Source organism: Candidatus Weimeria sp. HCP3S3_B5, from assembly GCF_052064335.1.
Classification (GTDB): Bacteria; Bacillota; Clostridia; order Lachnospirales; family Lachnospiraceae; genus Weimeria.
In genome coordinates this window covers 1-964 of record NZ_JBQHVU010000066.1, presented here as the reverse complement: position 1 = coordinate 964, position 964 = coordinate 1, and the positions used below count along the sequence as shown (strand labels likewise).

1 protein-coding gene is annotated in these 964 nt (G+C 41.1%); it reads right to left on the bottom strand.

All coding sequences use genetic code 11. From position 1 onward, the window contains the following. Positions 1 to 101: 101 nt before the first annotated feature. Positions 102 to 964: transposase (locus ACTNCK_RS11735; RefSeq protein ID WP_441082905.1), on the bottom strand; the 863-nt coding region annotated here is incomplete at its 5' end.

The following is a 964-nucleotide window of genomic DNA, read 5'->3' as shown; positions in this document are numbered from 1 at the left end:
AAGTTTGAAACAAAGTAGCGCTTAAGGAAAACTAAAAAAGGGCATAGTAAACAAGCTGTATTTTTACAGCCTTTTAATATTGGATATGGATCAAGACTCAATCAGCTGGCAGTCTGAGGTTCGTCATCTTTGATGATATATCCCCTCTGCCTTAACAGATAGAGTGCCTGTGATCTGGTGAGGATTGTTTTCTCTCTCACAGGCGTGGATATAGTAAATCCGTCTGCTGTGTATGGCTTTTTATCTGTGAGTATGTGCCAGATAGCGGTTAGGAGCATACGACAGATAGCAATGATGGCTTTCTTATGTCCACGATGAGCTTTTATACGTCTATAACGGTCTCTGAACTCGGGATGATCTTTTGATCTGATAATTGCATTTGCAATTTGCACCAGAACTGGTTTAAGATAAGAACCAGAACGGGAAATCCTTGTGGATTTGACATGCGAAGCACTTCGATCATTTCGAGGACAGCATCCAGCCCACGAGACAAGGTTTTTATCTGTGGGGAAGACAGACATATCAGCGCCTATCTCAGAAAGGATCTGGATTGCTGTAAAGGGATTTTTATCAAATCCCGGGACTGTTCTTATCAGATCAAGAGAGTCTTTGTATTTGCCAGTGAAGCTAAGGATCTCCTGTTCTATTTTTTCCTTATGCTTTTCCAACTGAGATATATGGTCAAGACATTCTCTTAATTTGGCAGCCTGTCCGTCTGATATTGCTCCATCTACAGCAGCCTGTATTTCTTCGACAGGGGTTTTACATCTTCCATTTACGAATGGTGTCACATCAAATTTTTCCCCGGGATGTGCCAGCATATATTCAGTGATAGAGAGTGAAGATTTACCAAAAATATCGCTGAAGACATCATCAAGTTTGAGATTGGATACAGTAAGACAGTTGTGGGCACGGTTCTTTTCACCTGTTATCATGTTGGTGAGCTTGAAACGGTATCTTACAA